The sequence below is a fragment of the Flavobacterium sediminilitoris genome (assembly GCF_023008245.1).
Classification (GTDB): Bacteria; Bacteroidota; Bacteroidia; order Flavobacteriales; family Flavobacteriaceae; genus Flavobacterium; species Flavobacterium sediminilitoris.
This window is the reverse complement of sequence record NZ_CP090145.1, coordinates 1,971,169-1,992,080: the sequence shown is the minus strand read 5'-3', so window position 1 is coordinate 1,992,080 and position 20,912 is coordinate 1,971,169. Positions and strand designations below refer to the sequence as shown.

Below are 20,912 nucleotides of genomic sequence, written 5' to 3'. Positions count from 1 at the left end.
TTGAAATTCTTTTTTCAACCTTCTTGTTTTTAATATATCATAATATAACCGAATAGTTATACCTTTGTACAAAATCTTTTATACGCTATGGCAACAGGTAAAAAAATACTTTTTAAAATTCTTAAAATTTCTGGAATTTCAATAGCTATTACACTATTATTACTTATCGTTTTACCTATAATTTTTGCTGATACTATTACTGAAAAAGTAAAAACATTAGCAAACGAAAGTTTAGAAGGAGAATTAAATTTTGATGATTCAAACTTATCTTTTTTTAAACATTTCCCTTCTTTAACCTTAACTTTAAACGAATTTAATTTAAATGGTTCTGCTCCTTTTAAAGAACAATCACTTGTAGCAGCTAAAGAAATAGGTTTTGGTATTGATATTCCTAGCTTACTTTTTGGAAGTGAAACTAAAATTGATGAAATCTATTTAAACGAAGCTACCATTAACATACAAGTAAATACAAAAGGAGAAGCAAATTATAATATTTATAAATCGAGCGACACCATAAAATCGAACGATGAATCTTCAGCATCACTTCAACTTAAAGACATACAAATTAATAGAAGTCATCTTATTTATGATGATGCCTCTGCTAAAATACATATTGAAGGTAAAGGATTCAACTATAAAGGAAAAGGAAATTTATTAGAATCTAACTTTAGTTTAAAAACTACAGCAAAAATTGACAGCTTAAGCTTTGCTTATGACAAAAATGAATACCTGAAAAACAAAAAAGTACAAGCCGATTTAATTACTCGAATTAACACAAACTCACTGGCTTTTGTTTTTGAAAAAAACGATTTGATTATTAACAAATTACCTGTAGAATTTAGTGGTTTTTTCAACTTTCTAGCGAATGGATATGAAATGGACTTTAAACTGAAAACTGAAAACAGTAATTTAGAAGATTTATTTACAGCTTTACCTTCAGAATATGTTACTTGGATGAATCAAACACAAATGAAAGGTAAAACAGATGCTTATTTTACTTTGAAAGGAAAATATATTGCTTCAACCAATGAAAATCCAAATGCAAATTTCAATATTAAAGTACGAGATGGCTATGTTAAACATCAAAAAGGACCTTATCCTGTTAAAGATATATACCTAAATCTTGATACTAAATTACCTAGCTTAGACATCAATCAGTTAAAAATTCAATTAGATTCTTTGTATTTTAATGTAAACGAAAACAAACTAAGTGCTATTTTAAAATCAGATGGCTTTGGGCAACGCATGCAAATTGATACAAAAATAAAATCTAATCTCGATTTAAATTTTCTTTCCAATGCACTTCAAATTCCTAACCTTAAAATTGCGGGGAAACTAGATAGTGATATTGTAGCAAAAGGTAATTATGACAAAATAGCACATACTTTCCCTATAACTAAAGGAAAATTTGCTTTAACAAATGGTTCCATACAAACAGCATACTATCCAAAACCTATTGAAAACATTAATATACAAGCTCAATTAAATTGTCCTACTGTTGCTTTTAAAGATGCGACTTTTACATTAACTCCTGCTACTTTTACTTTTGAAAATGAACCTTTCAACATGTCTGCTTCTTTCAAAAATTTTGATGATATTGAATACGATATTAAAGCAAATGGAATTTTAAACCTCGCTCCTATTTATAAAGTTTTTTCCCAAAAAGGATTAGATCTAAACGGAATGATTAAAGCAAATGTTTCGCTAAGTGGAAAACAAAGTGATGCTACAAATGGAAACATTAAAAACTTAAAAAATAGCGGAACACTTGAGCTTGAAAATATTGTAACAACAAGTGACTATTTAGCAAAACCCTTTCTTATTGAAAAAGGTCTTTTTACATTCAATCAAGATAAAATGAACTTTTCTAATTTTAATGGAAAGTATGGACAATCAGATATTACCATGAATGGTTATGTTTTAAATGTAATTAATTTTATTTTATCCGAAAAGGAAACCATAAAAGGAACATTTGATTTAGCTTCTCAATATTTAAACATTAACGAATTTATTCCAGCAACAACTCAAAAAACAGAAGATGATACTGTTATTACAACTCCTAGTGTTATTGAGGTGCCGACAAATTTAGATGTCGTAATTCAAACTCGTGCTCAAAAAACACAATATGACGACATTGTTATAACTAATTTAAATGGACTTATTGCTTTACAAAAAGGAACAATAACACTCTCAAATGGTACACTTGGAATTGTAGGTGCGACTGCAAAAATGAAAGGAACTTATCGAAATGAAGGAAAAGAAAAAGCTTATTTTGATTATACTATAAAAGCTAATGATTTTGATATTAAAAGAGCGTACAATGAAATTAAACTTTTTAGAGAGATAGCTACTGCTGCTGAAAATGCGGAAGGAATAATCTCTTTAGACTATACCATAAAAGGAATACTTAATAAAAATATGGAACCTGTTTTCCCTTCATTAGAAGGAAATGGAATACTTTCAGTAAAAAAAGTAAAAATGAAAGGATTTAAAATAATGAATGTTGTTTCACAAAAAACAAATAATCCCGACATTAAAGACCCAGATGTAAGTGAAGTTGATATAAAATCAACCATTAAGAACAATTTACTTACTGTAGAGCGTTTCAAATTTAAAGTATCTGGTTTTCGTTTACGGTTTGGAGGACAGACTAGTTTAGATGGAAAACTCAATTTAAAAATGAGATTAGGATTACCTCCTCTTGGACTTATTGGTATTCCTATTAAAGTAACAGGAACACAAGACAATCCTAAAATTCAATTAGGCAAAAAATCGGAAGATTTAGAAGAAACCATTTATGAAGATGGTGTAACACCACTTACAACTCCTACTGATTCTATAGGAATAACAAAACCTAATGTCATAATAGATTCTACTGCTGTTATTGTTCCAGTAATCCAAAATGATAGTATTAAACAAAATATATTGCCATTGGAAAAAGAAAACGATAGCATTAAACAAAACACACTACCACTAAAAAAAGAAAGCGATAGTGTTCCTAAAAAAAAGATTAATTTACCCTATTAAAGAGGATTAATTTTTATATAACACACTAAAAAACGTTCTAAAGCTTATGTTCTAGAACGTTTTTATTTTATTTAGTTATCCTTTATATTACTATACAACAAGCTACCCCGTTTCACTATAAACATATTAAATCCATTACCTAATTTATCAGTACAATATAATTTTAATATTCCAGTTTAAAAAATAATTACAAACACCACTTAATTACTCCATTAACATATAAATCTATAAAAACTCTTTCTTTACATTTAAAATCATAAAAAAATAATCGAATAATTACTGAAAAAACTACCGATTGTGCAGCAATGATTTTGACATCAAAATGATTTTGAAATTCTAAAATCATGTTTTTTTCTTTTTACAATCAGATTCGTTATCAATTTCCTAAAAAATTAGTTTTAAAATTTCATTATTAATTAATATTAATAGTTATTTTTACGCTTTATTAACTAAATAACATTATTTTTTAAAATGAAAAAAACTACTTTAATGTGTTTCATACTATTGACGCTATGGTGTCAATCTTATGCTCAATTTACCGAAAACTTTGATACCAGTACTAATTTACCTACAGGCTGGTCTGTTATTAACCAAGGTGGATCAAATGAATGGAACATCACTAATATTGGTACTGGTGCGCATTCAGGAACAAACGTTGCTAGAATCGTATTTAACACAACAGCTCATGATGATTACTTGATTAGTCCTGCTATTGCTGTAACAGCAGGTTTAAATGACAGAATTTCATTTTATATTAAATCATTGAGTTCTACATTTTTAGAACCATACGAAGTATTATTATCTACCACTACAAATACTAGTGATTCTGATTTTTCTATTACCTTACAAGCAAGTGAAATTGCAAGTAATAGCTGGACAAAAAAAGAGTTTGATTTAACAGCTTATGATGGCCAAACTATTTACATTGCTATTAGAGCTACTGGAACAGATAAATACCATCTTGCTGTTGACGATTTTGTAAATGATACTCCTCCTACTTGCCTTCAACCAACAAATTTAACAGCTTCTGCTATGACAACTACAGCTGCAATATTAAGTTGGGTAGAAGCAGGATCTGCTTCATTATACAATGTTGAAGTTGTTAGTTCTGGATCTACACCTACAGGAACAGCAACAGATTCGGGTGTTACTAATTCATTTAACAAAACAGGATTAAATTCATCTACATCTTATGATTACTATGTACAAGCTGATTGTGGTGGTGGTGATTTAAGTTACTGGAGTGGCCCGTATACTTTTGCTACTGAGTGTGATTACTTTGGAAGTTTCACTGAAGGTTTTGAGTCTTATGCTACTAATAGCGCTCCACAATGTTGGTCTTTTAATTTAAACGGTTCAAATGGATATGCTTATGTTAGTTCTTCAAATACTCATACAGGATCAAGAGCTTTACGATCTGGAAATAGTGGTTCTACAACAGCTACACATTATATAGTATCTCCTTTGCTTACAGATATGCAAAACGGGACACATCGTTTAAAATTTTATGTAGAAGGAAGCTCTTCTAATATTGCAACAGTAGGTAGAATGGGAGACCCAAATGATCCTAATACATTTACACCTATTGCCACTATTCCTTTAACAACTACGCACGCATTGCAAACTGTTAATTTTAACACTGTATCTGCTGATGAATATTTTGCTATAAAAGTAGAATATTCTTCTAGTTATAATTATATTTCAATTGATGATGTAGTTTGGGAAGCAATTCCATCATGTCCTGAGCCATTGGCATTAACAGCAACTAATGTTACTGCATTTACAGCCGATCTAGGTTGGACTGACGGTGGAACAGCTACTACATGGAACATTGAGTGGGGAACAACTGGATTTACTCAAGGGACTGGAACTATGATTACTGGAACCACTACTAACCCTCATCCATTATCAGGATTATCTTCTGATACTTCTTACGAATTTTATGTACAAGCCGATTGTGGTGGTGGCGATACAAGTGCTTGGTTTGGGCCTTTATCTTTCACTACTTTAATTTCATGTCCTGCACCTTCTGCTTTAACAGCTTCTGCTATGACAACTACAGCTGCAATATTAAGTTGGGTAGAAGCAGGATCTGCTTCATTATACAATGTTGAAGTTGTTAGTTCTGGATCTACACCTACAGGAACAGCAACAGATTCGGGTGTTACTAATTCATTTAATAAAACAGGATTAAATCCATCTACATCTTATGACTACTATGTACAAGCTGATTGTGGTGGTGGTGATTTAAGTAGCTGGAGTGGCCCATATACTTTTGCTACTGAGTGTGATTACTTTGGAAGTTTCACTGAAGGTTTTGAGTCTTATGCTACTAGTAGCGCTCCACAATGTTGGTCTTTTAATTTAAACGGTTCAAGTGGATATGCTTATGTTAGTTCTTCAGATACTCATACAGGATCAAGAGCTTTACGATCTGGAAATAGTGGTTCTACAACAGCTACACATTATATAGTATCTCCTTTACTTACAGACATGCAAAATGGGACACATCAGTTAAGATTTTATGTAGAAGGAAGCTCTTCTAATATTGCAACAGTAGGTAGAATGGGAGACCCAAATGACCCTAATACATTTACACCTATTACCACTATTCCTTTAACAACTACACATACATTGCAAACTGTTAATTTTAACACTGTATCTGCTGATGAACATTTTGCTATAAAGGTAGAATATTCTTCTAGTTATAATTATATTTCAATTGATGATGTAGTTTGGGAAGCAATTCCATCATGTCCTGAGCCATTGGCATTAACAGCAACTAATGTTACTGAATCTACAGCCGATCTAGGTTGGACTGACGGTGGAACAGCTACTACATGGAACATTGAGTGGGGAACAACTGGATTTGCTCAAGGGACTGGAACTATGATTACTGGAACTACTACTAACCCTCATCCACTATCAGGATTATCTTCTGATACTTCTTACGAATTTTATGTACAAGCCGATTGTGGTGGTGGTGATTTAAGTAGCTGGAGTGGTCCATTTACATTCTACACAGGACATTGTATTCCTTCAGGGACAAGTTCATCTACCTATATTGATACTTTTACCACTACTAATGGTGCTGTTAATATAGATCACGCTTCTTCTGGTTTTTCAACAGGAAATTATGACGACATGTACAATACTATGAGTGTAAGTCAGGGTCCTGGAGCAACTGTAGATTTTAGCGTAGCAATAGTATCTGGTACTGTTGGTTGTGCTATATGGATAGACTGGAATAACGATTTAATATTTGACACAACTGAAGTAGCTTATAGCACCACTGGCTATGGTAATGGTCCTTTCACAGGTACTATAACAGTTCCTTCTGGAGTTGCTGATGGTGATTATAGAATGCGTGTAATGATTGACTTCAATGATTCTAATCCTGGAGACGACACTGCTTGTTCATTCTCGTCTGGACGAGGAGAAGTTGAAGATTATAAATTTACTGTTGACGCTTCTTTATCTACTGCTAATTTTGATATTGCTAATTTTGTAGCTTATCCAAATCCAGTTAAAGATGTATTAAATCTATCATATACTTCAGCTATAACATCTGTACAAGTACTTAATTTATTAGGACAAGAAGTTATAACTAAAAAAATTGGAAATACTGCAACACAAATAGATATGTCTGATTTAACATCAGGTGCTTACATTATTAATGTAACCGTTGACAATGTTGTAAAATCAATAAAGGTTATTAAACAATAATCTTAACTCTTCTAATTATTTAAAAGCCTTGTCATTAAATTGACAAGGCTTTTTCTATGACTAATTTTAAACAACTATAATCTATTTCTTCATACTTTTAACTCATTGGGTGCAATTATCAAAGACCTCAGTTCGAGTGATTTTTATATAATGAAATGGAGTAAATTCTCGATACGCTTCATATTCGAAATGATGTGCATCCAGAATCTCTATAATGAATTTAATATTTTTAATATGCTTCTCACTTTAACTGACAAAAAAAGCTTATCAAAAACTAATTACACCCAACAGGTTATTTTTTATTATAATACAATTCCTTTATAGTTTCTTCAAAAAACTTGTGTCGTTTTTTTTTATTTTTTTGTTTTGACACACTTTCTGTGACAATCTTAAAAAATTATTTCACTTTGTCACAAAAAACGTGGCATTCTATTTTTTTTAAACAAAATGCCACAACTGATAATAAACATTAAAAATATAGCAAAATATACCAATCAAAAGCAAGTCAGCTTTTTACAAATAATAGAGAAGACTAACAAAATTTTTACAAGCTATTTGTTTTCTAGCAAGAATATTATACAAAGTAGAAGTACATGATTTACATTTTCTAAAAAACACAAAACAACAGTGTGTTGCTTGCCAAAATCAATTGGATTTATTTCAGAGTGTTAAAGTAAAATTAGAAACTCCAATGAGGATTAATAAAAAAAACAATAAACGCCAACCTTATATTTTCAGAAAATCACAAAAAAGAATTGAAACATTTTTTCTTAATTATGTGACCAATTCATAATCAGAAAAAATTATACCAAAACTCTTCAAGATTTTAAAATCAGAATTTTAGCAAAAACAACAACTTTAACATTGATTCAATATGTCAACAAATTTATACTTGATAGACCTATAAATAATATTAAAAACCAAATAATTCAATTATGCCCAACGGGTTAACTATATACTCATCATTCTTTAACAAGGTCGTAATAAATAGCATTTCAAAAAATCGAATTCTAATTCATTTCAAGCATATACTAATTATAGTCCTTTTAAAAATATATATTTTTTACATTTACTGTATCTTGCTTAATCAAAAAACACACTATGTCCCAAAAATTACTTTTTGCCTTTCTTTTGTTTTCTTATGCTCTTACTGCTCAAAACTGTGTAGAAAGCATTACTTGTTCAGACGATACCGTATCTGTAGTACTTTCAGATGGGACTATTTATAATTGGGGAAAAAATGATTACGGTCAATTAGGTATTGGCACTGTAACAAGTGAAGATAGCCCCGTTCTATTTAGCACACAATCTGATTGGAATATACTGACTTATGGACGTTTACATTCCGCTGGATTAAAAAATAATGGCACAATATGGACTTGGGGTAATAATGATTTAGGTCAATTAGGTAATGGCACTAACACTACCAATAACGCACCAACACAACTAGGAAATGAAAACAATTGGACGGCTATTTCAGCAGGAAATTTACATTCAATAGCCTTAAAAGATGACGGAACCCTTTGGGGATGGGGAAATAATCAAGCTAATGAACTACTTGATTTTTCTATTTATCCAGCCACATTTACAACACCCGTTCAAATCAGTACAGATACCGATTGGGATAAAATATATGCTGGTTATTTTAGGACATTTGGTATCAAAAACGATGGTACTTTGTGGGGAAGAGGCAACAATTCCTATGGCTCTGTTGGAACTACAATGCAAGGTTTTATTAATGAATTTACCCAAGTAGGTTCAGATTCTGATTGGGTTAAAGTATCTGGAGCACGTTCACAGCATACTTTAGCCTTAAAAAGTAATGGTTCTCTTTGGGCTTGGGGAAATAATGAAAATGGCAGATTAGGAGATGGAACCATTACAAATCGTCCAATACCTACACAAATAGGAAATAGTCAATGGAAAGATATTGTAGCTGGTAATTATCATTCGTTAGGAATAAAAACAGATGGCACTTTATGGCATTGGGGTTCCTATGGCTGGATAGAAGGACAACTATTAATCCCAAATAATTTTTCTCCTGTTCAGGTAGGCACTGATATGGATTGGAAAAGTATTGCCGCAGGATATTCAATTTCTTTTGCAATTAAAGAAGACAACACTCTATGGGGCTGGGGATTTAATACCCTAGGCTGGTTAGGAAATGGTTCAACTGTTTCCACTGCAAATCCAGTATTGATTATTGATTGTATTAATTTATCTATTCCAAATTTTGAAAATAATGCCATTTCCATTTACCCAAATCCTACTGAAAATCATTTAAATTGGTCTGGAAATATAACCGAAGGATCCTCATATGAAATAATAAATACAATAGGTCAAAAAGTGATAACTGGAACAATCGATTCAAACAAAAAAGCAATTAATGTTGCTACTATTCCTACTGGAATGTATGTTTTAATGATACAAACTAAAGAAGGTAATTTATATCAACAGAAATTTTTAAAGAAATAAAAAAACAGTTCTTAAGCCAGAATCACATTAAGAATCCCTTATTTTTAAAATCTCAATCAATTATCACATATTTAACAAAAATGTTCGTTTTCATTAGAAAAAATCAAGCTAAAATTTCGTAATTTTACAATCAAATAATTCATGTAAAATATGGAAACCCATTTTGAAAGCAACCCTTTAATAGACAAACTGCCTAAACATTTAAAACAATTTATAAAACCACAAGATTATAAGGATTATACACCTATTAATCAAGCGGTGTGGCGTTATGTGATGCGTAAAAATGTGGAATATCTTTCAAAAGTAGCACATGAATCGTATTTGGAAGGTTTACAAAAAACAGGTTTGGAAATAGAAAACATTCCAAACATGTATGGCATGAACCGTATTTTAAAAGAAATAGGTTGGGCTGCTGTAGCTGTGGATGGTTTTATTCCTCCGAATGCCTTTATGGAATTTCAAGCGTATAATGTATTAGTAATTGCTTCTGATATTCGTCAACTCGAACATATAGAATATACTCCTGCTCCAGATATTATTCATGAAGGTGCTGGACATGCTCCTATTATTGCTAATCCAGAATATGCAGAATACTTACGACGCTTTGGCGAAATAGGTTCTAAAGCTATTTCATCTTCACATGATTATGAAATGTATGAAGCAGTTCGATTACTTTCTATTTTAAAGGAAGCAGAAGGAACTCCTGAAACCGATATAAAAGCAGCAGAAGACCGAGTAGATTATTTACAAAACAATATAGGACCATTATCAGAAATGGCTCGTATTCGAAACTTACATTGGTGGACTGTTGAATATGGTTTAATAGGAACAGTTGATAATCCTAAAATATATGGTGCAGGCCTACTTTCTTCTATTGGAGAAAGCACATGGTGTATGACAGATAATGTAAAAAAGATTCCTTACGATATTTCAGCCGCAGATCAAAGTTTTGATATTACAAAACCACAACCACAATTATATGTAACACCTAGTTTTTCACATTTGAATTTGGTTTTAGAAGAATTTGCAAATAAAATGGCAGTACGCACTGGTGGATTATCGGGAATTAAAAAATTAATCGATTCAAATTCTATTGGAACAGTAGAATTAAGCACAGGGTTACAAATTTCAGGTGTGTTTTCAAATGTAATTGAACATGAAGGTAAACCTGTTTATGTACAAACTACAGGGAACACAGCACTTTCATATAGAGAAAAAGAATTAGTGGGTCATGGAACTGAATATCATGCAGAAGGTTTTGGTAGCCCAATAGGGATGCTAAAAGGTATTAACCTAGCTATTGAGGACATGAGTCCTAGAGATTTAAGGGCTTATGATATCTACGAAACAGAGAAAGTAATTTTAGAGTTTGAAGGAAACATTGTAGTTTCGGGTGAAATTATTACAGGTACACGCAATTTACGTGGTGAAATTTTATTAATAAAATTAAAAAACTGTACTGTTTCTCATAACGGAACTATTTTATTTGAACCAGAATGGGGTATTTATGATATGGCTATAGGAAAAGAAGTAATTTCTGCTTTTAGTGGGCCAGCAGATGTAAATAGCTTTGACATGATTACACACGTTCCATCTTCTACTACTATAAAATCTAAATCATCAGTTGAAAGACAAGAATTAGAAAATCTATATAAAAACGTAAGAGATTTAAGAGAAGGTAAAAATGCTACAAAAACTATTGAAAATATATTTGAAATAGTAGCTAGAAATCATAAAAATGACTGGTTATTAAGCGTAGAAATTGCCGAATTAGCCAAAAAAGAAAACAATATTGATTTCTTAAATAAAGTAGTGAATCATTTAGCTATTGTGAAACAAAATAGACCCGAAATAGGTCATTTAATTGATAATGGTTTAGAACTTTTTTTAGAATCAGCAACAGCTTAAAGTAACTATTGTTACAAATATGTTTACATATACCATTTATATTTGTTGCATTAAATAGTTAATTATGGGAATTTTAGATATATTAGGATTAGGAAACTCATCAAATGAGATAAAAGAGTTTATTGCAAAAGATGCCATTATTTTAGATGTAAGAACAACTGAAGAGTTTGTTGACGGACATATTGATGGCTCTAAAAATATTGCACTACAAGTTTTACATGACCATATAACCGAGATTAAAGAATGGAACAAACCAATTATTGCTTGTTGTAAATCTGGAATGCGAAGCGGTCAAGCCACTTCCATTTTAAAAAAACATGGCATTGATTGTATTAATGGTGGCGGCTGGGAAAGTTTACAAAGTAAATTATAGAACGATAATTTTTAATTTTACCACATATTTTAATCGATAAAAAGATCTAGTATGTGGTTTTTTTATGAAATAAAAACAAGAAAATATTTCAACTATAATTTTAAATCACTCTCTGATTCAATAACATCTCCTTTATATTGTAATGTCCAACCCATAGAATTTGTTAATACTAGCATTTTTGCCAATTCAGACAACAAACGATTTTTAGCATTCGTTTTCAAAGTCGATTTGTCAATTTTTTTAGCTAGATTTTCTCTTGCTATTTTATTAATTTTATTATAATCTTCTCCTGTAAATTCATTAAAAGTACTTGATTCAGTATTGTAATATTTTATATCCGGACTAATTTTTATTTCTTCTTTTGGGACATTGGTAATCGTTAAAATTTTATTTTTGGCATCAATATCATATGTTACTTTGCTTAAATCAAAACCTACCGTTACATCTGCATTGATTACTACTAAAGCCTTTTTATCAAAAGTTAAACCAGGAATATACGTTTCTTTTCGGTCTTTATAAGTTAATACCTCAGCAAAATGACCTTCTGTTACCACAAGTTTACCTACGTTTTTAATTTGTGTTTGAATAAGATTTGTATCATATTCTATTGAAGAAGTCTCTGTTGTACTCGTAAAATATTTGTATCCAAAAAATAATACTAACCCTATTAAAATGAGTACAACCCATTTTCTTATTTCAGACAAACGATTAAATAAGCTCATAAACAGATATTTTTTAAAATTGAATAAACGAAAATTTCGCTTGCAAATTACTAATTTTCCTTTGTGTATTTTCTATAAACTTCAAATGACTTGAAGAATTAGGATTGAAAGGTCTATGTGATAATGCTTTTTGAATTGTTTCAACCTCATCCATAGTTAGAAATGCTATTTCTGAAACTACTGTTTCTTTGAATCGTTGCCAAATATAATCGATAGCTACTTGGTTAGGATGTAACATATCTTCAGCATAAAAACGATAATCACGTAACTCATCCATCACAATTTCGTAGGAAGGAAAGTAGTTAGTATTTCGTTTTAAGTGTTCAGTATTCAGCAAATTATGTATTGCACTAATTAAATGCGCTTTACTAACATTGTTTTCAACAAAACCATCTTTAATATGTCGCACTGGTGAAACGGTAAAAATGAAACTACAATTCGGATTCACAGAAGCAACTAAAAACACAATATTTTTCAAACTTTTTTCTATTTCATCAATAGATAACAATTGCTTTAAAAATTGTTTTTGAGGAACTTTATGGCAATTGGCAACAATTTCTTTCGTTTCATTATATTGATATACCCAAGAAGTTCCTAGAGTAATAATACAATGTGTCGCTTGCTTAAGCTGCACATTAGTATCATCAATTAATGCATTTAATTGTTTTAAAAAAAAATCTTTATTGGGATTAGACAGTTCAGAATGCACTTCATAGCAATGCCATAAATCATTATGAAAAAAAATATCTTTTTCTTTAAAATAATCTTTCTGAATACTTCTTACGATTACCTTTTCTAACGATATTGGATTAAAAATAATGCCAAAAGGATTTACAGTATTTTGAAATTTATAATAATCGATTTTTTTTCCTATGTTTTCTACAAAACAAGAACCTAAAGCAATAATCTTTGATTGATAATTGATTTGGGTTTTATTTTGTAAAATGGGAATTCGAGTACGAAATTGCATACAAGGTAATTTTCATCAAAAATAACAATAAAAAAGAAACCCAAAACACTTGGTCTTGGGTTTCTTACTGTTTGTTTTCTTTAAAATATTAATAAAGCAATTGATAAGAAGCTACATCTCCTGATTGTTGAGTTTCAACAACTGTTATTGGGTAACCATTCGCATTATAAGTATATACATTTGTAGTAATATAAGTATTGGTAGTTCCTCCAGAAGTATTTTCAACAACTTCAGTTTCTTTAACTACATTATTCTTTGAAGACCTTGGTTCATCAAACAACTTATCAAGTCCAACAACATTCATAAATGGATTTTTCTTATCATCATACAAATATGTTGTTGTTATAGTTGAATAGGTACTAATCTCCTCTCTCTTAATAACATTATTATTGGCAAAAAATAATTTCCCATTATTAATTGTGCTCGTTGCATTCGTTGCTATCACTATAGCGTACTTAGTAAAAGAAACTGTACCATCAGAGTTGTAAGTATAGTCAGTTCTTTCTTTTTGAGAACTACCTGTTGAAATTTCTTCCATAGAAACTAATTTCCCATTATTATAAAAATAATTCGTAGTAAATTCTAAAGACGCACCGTCAAACTCTTCTATTTTTGTTAATAAATCTCCTGTATAAGTATATAAGAGTTTTGAACCGTCATTAGAAATATTACTCACAAGTTTATTACCATCATAAGTCCAATCATAAGTCTCTGTATTTCCTCCTTCAGTAAGGATTGTTTTTTTTAAAAGAATGTTTTCAGCTTCATCTACTACAGAATCATCATCTTTTGAACATGATGTAAAAACCAACGCAATTGCGCTTACTAGTGTTAAAATTTTTTTCATTTTTGTGTTTATTTTTTTACAAATAAAGTAAAAAATAAATAGTTACAACAAATTATTCTTTGTAAATAGAACATATTACTACATTACTTTATAGCTCCTCTTATTTTTAACATAATAATAATTATATTTGGAATAATGATTTTTATTTTTGACAGCCCAAAAAACAAGTATTTAAAAACACAAAATGGCAGAAATAATCACTACTCTACTTTTTTTAATTGCTGTAATTGATCCGCTAGGTTCTATTCCTGTTTATTTAGAAGCTACAAAAAATTTCGATAAAAGAGAAAAACAAAAAGTAGCCATTAGAGCTTCTTTAATTGCATTTTCTGTTTTACTTTTTTTTATTCTAATTGGGCAATTAATACTAGAAGGAATGGAAGTATCTCTCGATGCTTTTCAAATATCAGGTGGTGTTATCTTATTTTTATTTGCCTTAACGATGATTTTTGGAGATGGAAAACCAGAAACGGAGAAACATTTAATCAAAGATTATAAACATGTTACCATTTTCCCTGTAGCGATTCCTTCAATTGCTTCGCCTGGTGCTATAATGGCTGTTGTTTTAATGACTGATAATCATATTTATACGATACAACAACAAGCTATTACATCTCTATTGGTTTTAGTTGTCATAGGAATTACTATGTCATTACTTTTAGTGGCTAATTATGTACAGGAGAAAATAGGAGAATATGGAATAACTGTTATTAGTAAAATAATGGGATTAATTTTAGCTTCTTATGCTGTTCAAAGTATTTTAAGTGGACTAAAGGCTTTTTTTATGTTATAGGATAATAAATAATGAGCAAAGAAACTTTAAACTTATACTTTCATTCCTTATTTCCAATTGAAGATGATATTGTTCATCAAATTACTAGAAAATTTAAATCGTTTTCACTGAAAAAAAACGAACTTTTATTAGCTGAAAATAGAATTAACAATAAAACCTATTTCTTAGAAACAGGTTATGTTCGTTCCTACACATTTGACTCTAACGGAAATGAAATAACGACGAATCTTTTTACTGCTCCTTGCTTTGTTAATGATTTTCTTTCCTTTTTTAAAGAACAGCCTACCAAAGAGAATTATGAAACCTTAACCGATTGTACTTTTTGGCTAACCGATTTAGAAACAGTGCAAGAAAACTTTCACTCTATTCCTGAATTTAGAGAATTTAGCAGAATGCTTTTTGTTGTTAATTATTATAAACTACATGATAGAGTTTTAGAAATGGCAAAAGATACTGCTGAAGAACGTTATCTTAATTTATTAAAAAAACAACCTGCTATTTTTCAAAATGTTCCCCTAAAAATAATTGCTTCTTTCTTAGGCATTACCGATACTTCATTGAGCAGAATTAGAAAAAAAATTACTACACTTTAATTTCTTTTCATTTGACAAGTGACTGCAAAATATTTGTTTGGATATTTGCTGTAACTAATTTTTAAAACAATTCTAATGAATATAAAAAACATTACTATTATTGGTACTGGAGGCGTTGGTGGCTATTTCGGTTTTAAAATTAATGAAGCAAATACCAACTCACTTTTTCATATTACTTTTTTAGCTCGAAAAACAACTTATCAAGTCATAAAAAGGAAAGGCTTAACATTACTTTCTCCTGAACACAAAAACAATGTTACAAAACCTGATGCAATTATTGAGGATATTAGCGTAATAAAAAAACCTGATTTAATTCTAATATGTGTGAAAGAGTATGATTTAGAAAACGTTTGCAAACAATTACTTTCGGTTATCAACGAAAAAACAATTCTACTTCCCTTGATGAATGGAGCAGATATTTACGATCGTATTCGGAAAATTATAACTCACAACACCATTTTACCCGCTTGTGTTTATGTAGCTTCCCATATTAAAGAAAAAGGGATTATTGAACACAAAGGAATCACTGGAAAAATTGTACTAGGCAAAGACCCCAATTATCCTCATGAAGACATTCAATGGGTAATTTCTATATTAGAAAACAGTGGAGCCATCATCGATTTCCAAGAAGATGCATTCCCAGCCATTTGGACAAAATTTATGTTTATCGCTAGTTTCGGATTAGTCACTGCTCGCTACAATCAACCTATAGGTAATGTTTGTGAAAACGAAGTATTAAGACAAAGAGCTACAGAAATAATGCAAGAAATTGAAAAAATTGCTAAAATGAAAAACATCCCTTTAGCTAATGATGTTATAGCAGCTACTTTTGTAAAAGCTAAAACATTCCCACCTTCTACGCCTACTTCACTTCAATTGGATGTGAACACAAACAAAGAAAATAACGAACTCAATTTGTTCGCTGGTGCCATTATTAACTATGGTAAAACATATAATATAAACACCCAGCATACACAAACTATTTATAATGAAATTATAGAGAAGTTATAAATTTCACTAATTCATTTTAACAAATAAATTTAAGTTTCCTCAACTCCATCAACAAGAAGAAAAGATATAATCACCTTTTAATTACCTTATTTGTTTAAAGAAAAATCTAAGAATGATTAGTATTCAAGAATTAAACATTGTTATTTTAACTTTCTTACCAAAATAGCAATAAAATAATATTTTATTGCTATAAAAAAACCACTTTGATTGCTCAAAATGGTTTTTTAGTTTTTTAAGAATATAGGCTACAATTTCTTATTTCACAAAATCAACTGCTTTTTCCAAAGCTTCTGCAATTCCATTTACATTTTTACCTCCAGCAGTTGCAAAGAAAGGCTGTCCTCCTCCTCCTCCTTGAATGTATTTTCCTAATTCGCGAACTACCTGACCTGCATTTAAACCTTTATTTGCTACTAATTCTTTAGAAATATAGCAAGTTAACATAGGCTTATCTTCATTTGCTGTAGCTAAAACTAAGAATAAATTGATTTCATTATTTCCTAATTCATAAGCTAAATCTTTTGCTCCATTAGCATCTAAATCAACTTGTGTAGCTAAGAATTTAACTCCATTTATTTCTTGAATTTGTGCTTCTAATTCTCCTTTTAAGCCTTTTGCTTTATCTTTCAACAATTGCTCCACTTGTTTTTTTAATTTTGTATTTTCATCTTGCAATGAACCTACTGCTTTTAAAACATCTTGCGGATTTTTCAACACTTCTTTAACTTCTCCTAATAAATTGTTTTGTTCCATTAAATGGTTTTTAGCAAAATCATTTGAAATAGCTTCAATTCTTCTTATACCTGCTGCTACTGCACTTTCAGATGTTATCATAAAATGCCAAATATCGGAAGTATTTTGCACGTGAATACCTCCACAAAGCTCCATACTTTTACCAAATTTAATTGCTCTTACCGTATCGCCATATTTTTCCCCAAACAATGCCATTGCTCCTTCATCTACTGCTTGTTGAAATGGAATATTTCTTCGCTCAATTAATGGCAATTGATCTTGAATTCTTGCATTTACAAAATCTTCAACAGCTTCTAATTCTTCTGCTGTTACTTTAGTAAAATGAGAAAAATCAAAACGTAAATATTTATTACTTACTAATGATCCTTTTTGCTCTACATGTGTTCCTAAAATGGTACGTAATGCCTGATGTAATAGATGAGTTGCTGTATGGTTACTCGATACATTTTTTCTGAAATTATTATCAACTACTGCATTGTATATAGCATCTAATTTTCGAGGTAATGTTTTAGTAAAATGAATAATTACATTGTTTTCTTTTTTTGTATCCTCAATATATACTACTTCTCCATTTGCTCCTTCAATATATCCTCTATCTCCTATTTGCCCTCCTCCTTCAGGATAAAAAGGGGTTAAATTGAAAACCAATTGGTACATTTCTCCTAATTTTTGGTTTTCTACTTTTCTATATCGTGTTATTTTTACATTAGTTGTAGTTGTATCGTATCCAACAAATTCTTCTACATCATCATCATATAACACTTCCCAGTCTCCTGTTTTTACTTTTGAAGCAGCTCTAGAACGATCTTTTTGCTTTTGAAGTTCTACATCAAATTCTTTTTCATTTAATGTATAGCCTTTTTCTCTAAGAATAAGCGCTGTTAAATCTATCGGAAAACCAAAGGTATCATATAGTTCAAATGCTTTTCTTCCTGAAACTTCAGTCCCTTTAGTAGTATTGATTACATTATCCAATAAGATTAAACCTTGATCTAGTGTTCTTAAGAAAGATGCTTCTTCTTCTTTGATTACATTCCTAACTAAATTGCGTTGTAATTGAATCTCTGGGAAAAATTCACCCATTTGATTGCTCAATATTTCCACTAATTTATAGATAAAAGGTTGTTTTGTGTCTAAAAATGTAAAACCATAACGAATAGCTCTTCGTAAAATTCTACGAATTACATAACCAGCTCCATTATTTGAAGGTAATTGTCCGTCAGCAATAGCAAATGCAACTGCACGAACGTGATCGACAATAACACGAATAGCTACATCTTGTTTTTCATTTGAACCATATTTTGTATTAGTAATGGTTTCAACTTCTCTAATAAGCGGTGTAAAAACATCAGTATCATAGTTTGATTGAACACCTTGCATAGCCATACATAAACGTTCAAATCCCATTCCTGTATCTACGTGTTGTGCTGGTAATTTTTCTAAAGAACCATCTGCTTTACGGTTAAACTCCATAAATACATTGTTCCAAATTTCCACAACTTGAGGATGATCTTCATTTACTAACTCACGACCCGATTTTTTAGCTCTTTCCTCATTTGAACGCAAATCGATATGAATTTCAGAACATGGTCCGCATGGTCCTTGATCTCCCATTTCCCAGAAATTATCTTTTTTATTCCCTAAGATAATTCGATCTTCTGGCACATATTTTTTCCAAATATCAAATGCTTCTTGATCAAATGGTACATTTTCTGATGGGTTTCCTTCAAAAACAGAAACATATAAACGATCTTTATCTAGCTTTAAAACTTCGGTTAAAAATTCCCAAGCCCAATCTAATGCTTCTTTCTTAAAATAATCTCCAAAAGACCAATTTCCTAGCATTTCAAACATAGTATGATGATAAGTATCAAAACCTACGTCTTCCAAATCGTTATGCTTTCCAGAAACACGAAGACATTTTTGTGTATCGGCTATACGCTTACTTTTAGGGATTCCGTTTCCTAAAAAATATTCTTTGAATTGAGCCATTCCTGAGTTATTAAACATCAAGGTAGGATCATCTTTTAGCACAATAGGTGCAGAAGGAACAATTAAATGTCCTTTGCTTTCAAAGAATTGTAAGTACGCTTTTCTAATGTCTTGTGATTTCATTATTACTATTTATTTTTTTCTGATATGTTTTTTAAATTCTTGATAAGACTAATGGACTTTTTTTACTTATACTTATATATTCCAACTATTTCCGTTGTTTTTCTATTAACTTCATTTAATTTATTATGTCTCAAATTTATTTCTATATCAATTAGATTCATCTGTAAAAAATTAAATATTTAAGTTTTAAAGATAAAAAATAGATTTGAATGAAACATTTTTTAAATTTGTCCGTATAATCAATAAACACCATCCAGTTTGGTGCAAAAATAGTAATTTTAAAACATGTCTAAAGTAAAATATTATTACGATTCTGAAAATTTAGCATATAAACGTATTAAACCTCAACGTCGTAAAAAATTTGGTTATCTTTTTTTATTCTTACTATCGTCTGCATTATTTGGTTTTTTGTGTTTAATTCTATTGATAAACACTCCTTATTTTGAGACTCCAAAAGATAAGTTATTAACAAGTGAACTTGAGTACATGAAGCTTAATTATACACTTTTGAATAAGAAAATGGATTTAATGAGTGAAGGTATAAATGCTATAGGAGAGCGCGATAACAATATTTATCGTATTTATTTTAACACTACACCTATAAGTGAGGAAGAACGCAAGGCAGGATTTGGTGGCGTAAATAGATATAAATCATTAGAAGGCTATAACAATTCTGAATTAGTAATTAATACTACTAAACGAGTAGATCAATTAACAAAAGAGTTAGTTATTCAATCTAGATCACTTGATGAAATTGTAACTTTAGCAAAACAAAAAGAAAAATTATTAGCTGCAATCCCTGCAATTCAGCCTGTAAAAAATGAAGATTTAAAAAGAATGGCTTCTGGTTATGGTTATAGAAGTGACCCTTTTACAAAAATTAGAAAATTTCATTACGGAATGGATTTTACTTCTCCTTCTGGAACGCCTATATATGCAACTGGTGATGGTGTAGTATTAAAAGCAGATAATTCACTTTCTGGCTATGGAAATCATATAGAAATAAATCACGGATATGGTTATGTAACTTTGTATGCCCATTTAAGCAAATACAATTGTCGTCCTGGTCAAAAAGTAAAACGTGGTGACATTATAGGTTATGTAGGAAGCACAGGGCGAAGTGAAGCTCCTCACCTCCATTATGAAGTAATAAAGAATGGTGAAAAAGTAAATCCTATTAATTTTTATTATGGCAGTATTTCAGCCGAAGAATATGTAGCTATTTCAAAATTAGCAACTCAAGAAAATCAATCTTTAGACTAATGCATATTAATTTACCTGATAAATTATATTATAGTATTGGCGAACTTGCTGTCGCTTTTGATGTAAATGCATCTTTAATTCGTTTTTGGGAAAAAGAATTTGATATTTTAAAACCTAAAAAAAATGCAAAAGGAAATAGAAAATTCACACCCGAAGACGTGAAAAATTTACAATTAATTTTTCACTTAGTAAAAGAAAGAGGTTTCACTCTGGAAGGAGCTAAAATACACCTTAAAGAAGGTCAAAAGAAAACCTTAGACAAATTTGAAATTATTAGAAAATTAGAATCAATAAGAACACAATTATTAAATATTAAAAATCAACTTTAAAAACAAC

15 protein-coding genes and 1 pseudogene are annotated in these 20,912 nt (G+C 30.3%); 11 read left to right on the top strand and 5 right to left on the bottom strand.

Annotation, left to right across the window (positions count from 1 at the left end; all coding sequences use genetic code 11):
* Positions 1-87 precede the first annotated feature (87 nt).
* Positions 88-3,027 (top strand): AsmA-like C-terminal region-containing protein, encoded by a 2,940-nt coding sequence (locus tag LXD69_RS08965; RefSeq protein WP_246914688.1) that lies wholly within the window; start codon positions 88-90, stop codon positions 3,025-3,027.
* A 187-nt stretch (positions 3,028-3,214) separates the two neighbouring features.
* Here LXD69_RS08965 and LXD69_RS08960 read toward each other — a convergent pair whose 3' ends face one another.
* Positions 3,215-3,373: a hypothetical protein gene (locus LXD69_RS08960; protein WP_246914685.1), complete on the bottom strand. Its 159-nt coding sequence runs from the start codon at positions 3,371-3,373 to the stop codon at positions 3,215-3,217.
* 125 nt (positions 3,374-3,498) lie between these two features.
* On the opposite strand from LXD69_RS08960, the gene LXD69_RS08955 reads away from it, so the two are divergent.
* The 5 genes and pseudogenes from LXD69_RS08955 (at position 3,499) to LXD69_RS08935 (ending at position 11,509) form a co-directional block, all read left to right on the top strand.
* Positions 3,499-6,753, top strand: a complete 3,255-nt coding sequence (locus LXD69_RS08955) for a T9SS-dependent choice-of-anchor J family protein (protein ID WP_246914682.1) — start codon at positions 3,499-3,501, stop codon at positions 6,751-6,753.
* Between the two features lie 580 nt (positions 6,754-7,333).
* Positions 7,334-7,704: pseudogene (locus LXD69_RS08950) on the top strand (IS982 family transposase); the annotation flags it as partial.
* A gap of 150 nt (positions 7,705-7,854) precedes the next feature.
* A complete protein-coding gene (locus LXD69_RS08945; RefSeq protein ID WP_246914679.1) occupies positions 7,855-9,228 on the top strand; it encodes an RCC1 domain-containing protein in 1,374 nt (457 codons plus the stop codon).
* Between the two features lie 150 nt (positions 9,229-9,378).
* Positions 9,379-11,136: an aromatic amino acid hydroxylase gene (locus tag LXD69_RS08940; protein ID WP_246914676.1), complete on the top strand. Its 1,758-nt coding sequence runs from the start codon at positions 9,379-9,381 to the stop codon at positions 11,134-11,136.
* A gap of 64 nt (positions 11,137-11,200) precedes the next feature.
* Positions 11,201-11,509 carry a rhodanese-like domain-containing protein gene (locus LXD69_RS08935; protein WP_246914673.1) on the top strand — a complete coding sequence of 103 codons (309 nt, stop codon included), beginning with the start codon at positions 11,201-11,203 and terminating at the stop codon, positions 11,507-11,509.
* 92 nt (positions 11,510-11,601) lie between these two features.
* Here the strand turns inward: LXD69_RS08935 and LXD69_RS08930 are convergent, their stop codons facing one another.
* The 3 genes from LXD69_RS08930 to LXD69_RS08920 all read right to left on the bottom strand — a co-directional run bounded on the left by LXD69_RS08930 (position 11,602) and on the right by LXD69_RS08920 (position 14,048).
* Positions 11,602-12,231 carry a DUF4230 domain-containing protein gene (locus LXD69_RS08930; RefSeq protein ID WP_246914670.1) on the bottom strand — a complete coding sequence of 210 codons (630 nt, stop codon included), beginning with the start codon at positions 12,229-12,231 and terminating at the stop codon, positions 11,602-11,604.
* A gap of 13 nt (positions 12,232-12,244) precedes the next feature.
* Positions 12,245-13,201, bottom strand: coding sequence for a GSCFA domain-containing protein (locus LXD69_RS08925; protein ID WP_246914667.1), 957 nt, complete (start codon positions 13,199-13,201; stop codon positions 12,245-12,247).
* A gap of 88 nt (positions 13,202-13,289) precedes the next feature.
* Positions 13,290-14,048 (bottom strand): hypothetical protein, encoded by a 759-nt coding sequence (locus LXD69_RS08920; protein WP_246914664.1) that lies wholly within the window; start codon positions 14,046-14,048, stop codon positions 13,290-13,292.
* 184 nt (positions 14,049-14,232) lie between these two features.
* Here LXD69_RS08920 and LXD69_RS08915 point away from each other — a divergent pair, with 184 nt between their 5' ends.
* The 3 genes from LXD69_RS08915 to LXD69_RS08905 all read left to right on the top strand — a co-directional run bounded on the left by LXD69_RS08915 (position 14,233) and on the right by LXD69_RS08905 (position 16,445).
* Complete coding sequence (locus tag LXD69_RS08915; RefSeq protein WP_045967629.1) at positions 14,233-14,841, top strand: MarC family protein; 609 nt, start codon at positions 14,233-14,235, stop codon at positions 14,839-14,841.
* 11 nt (positions 14,842-14,852) lie between these two features.
* Positions 14,853-15,434: a Crp/Fnr family transcriptional regulator gene (locus tag LXD69_RS08910; protein ID WP_045967627.1), complete on the top strand. Its 582-nt coding sequence runs from the start codon at positions 14,853-14,855 to the stop codon at positions 15,432-15,434.
* 75 nt (positions 15,435-15,509) lie between these two features.
* Positions 15,510-16,445 (top strand): ketopantoate reductase family protein, encoded by a 936-nt coding sequence (locus LXD69_RS08905; RefSeq protein ID WP_246914660.1) that lies wholly within the window; start codon positions 15,510-15,512, stop codon positions 16,443-16,445.
* Between the two features lie 255 nt (positions 16,446-16,700).
* Here LXD69_RS08905 and alaS read toward each other — a convergent pair whose 3' ends face one another.
* Positions 16,701-19,313, bottom strand: a complete 2,613-nt coding sequence (alaS, locus tag LXD69_RS08900; RefSeq protein ID WP_246914657.1) for an alanine--tRNA ligase — start codon at positions 19,311-19,313, stop codon at positions 16,701-16,703.
* 285 nt (positions 19,314-19,598) lie between these two features.
* Here alaS and LXD69_RS08895 point away from each other — a divergent pair, with 285 nt between their 5' ends.
* Complete coding sequence (locus LXD69_RS08895; RefSeq protein ID WP_045967622.1) at positions 19,599-20,576, top strand: M23 family metallopeptidase; 978 nt, start codon at positions 19,599-19,601, stop codon at positions 20,574-20,576.
* On the top strand, positions 20,576-20,905 hold the full coding sequence (locus LXD69_RS08890) for a MerR family transcriptional regulator (protein WP_045967621.1): 330 nt from the start codon (positions 20,576-20,578) through the stop codon (positions 20,903-20,905). The genes LXD69_RS08895 and LXD69_RS08890 overlap by 1 nt, the downstream gene beginning before the upstream one ends.
* Positions 20,906-20,912: the final 7 nt, after the last annotated feature.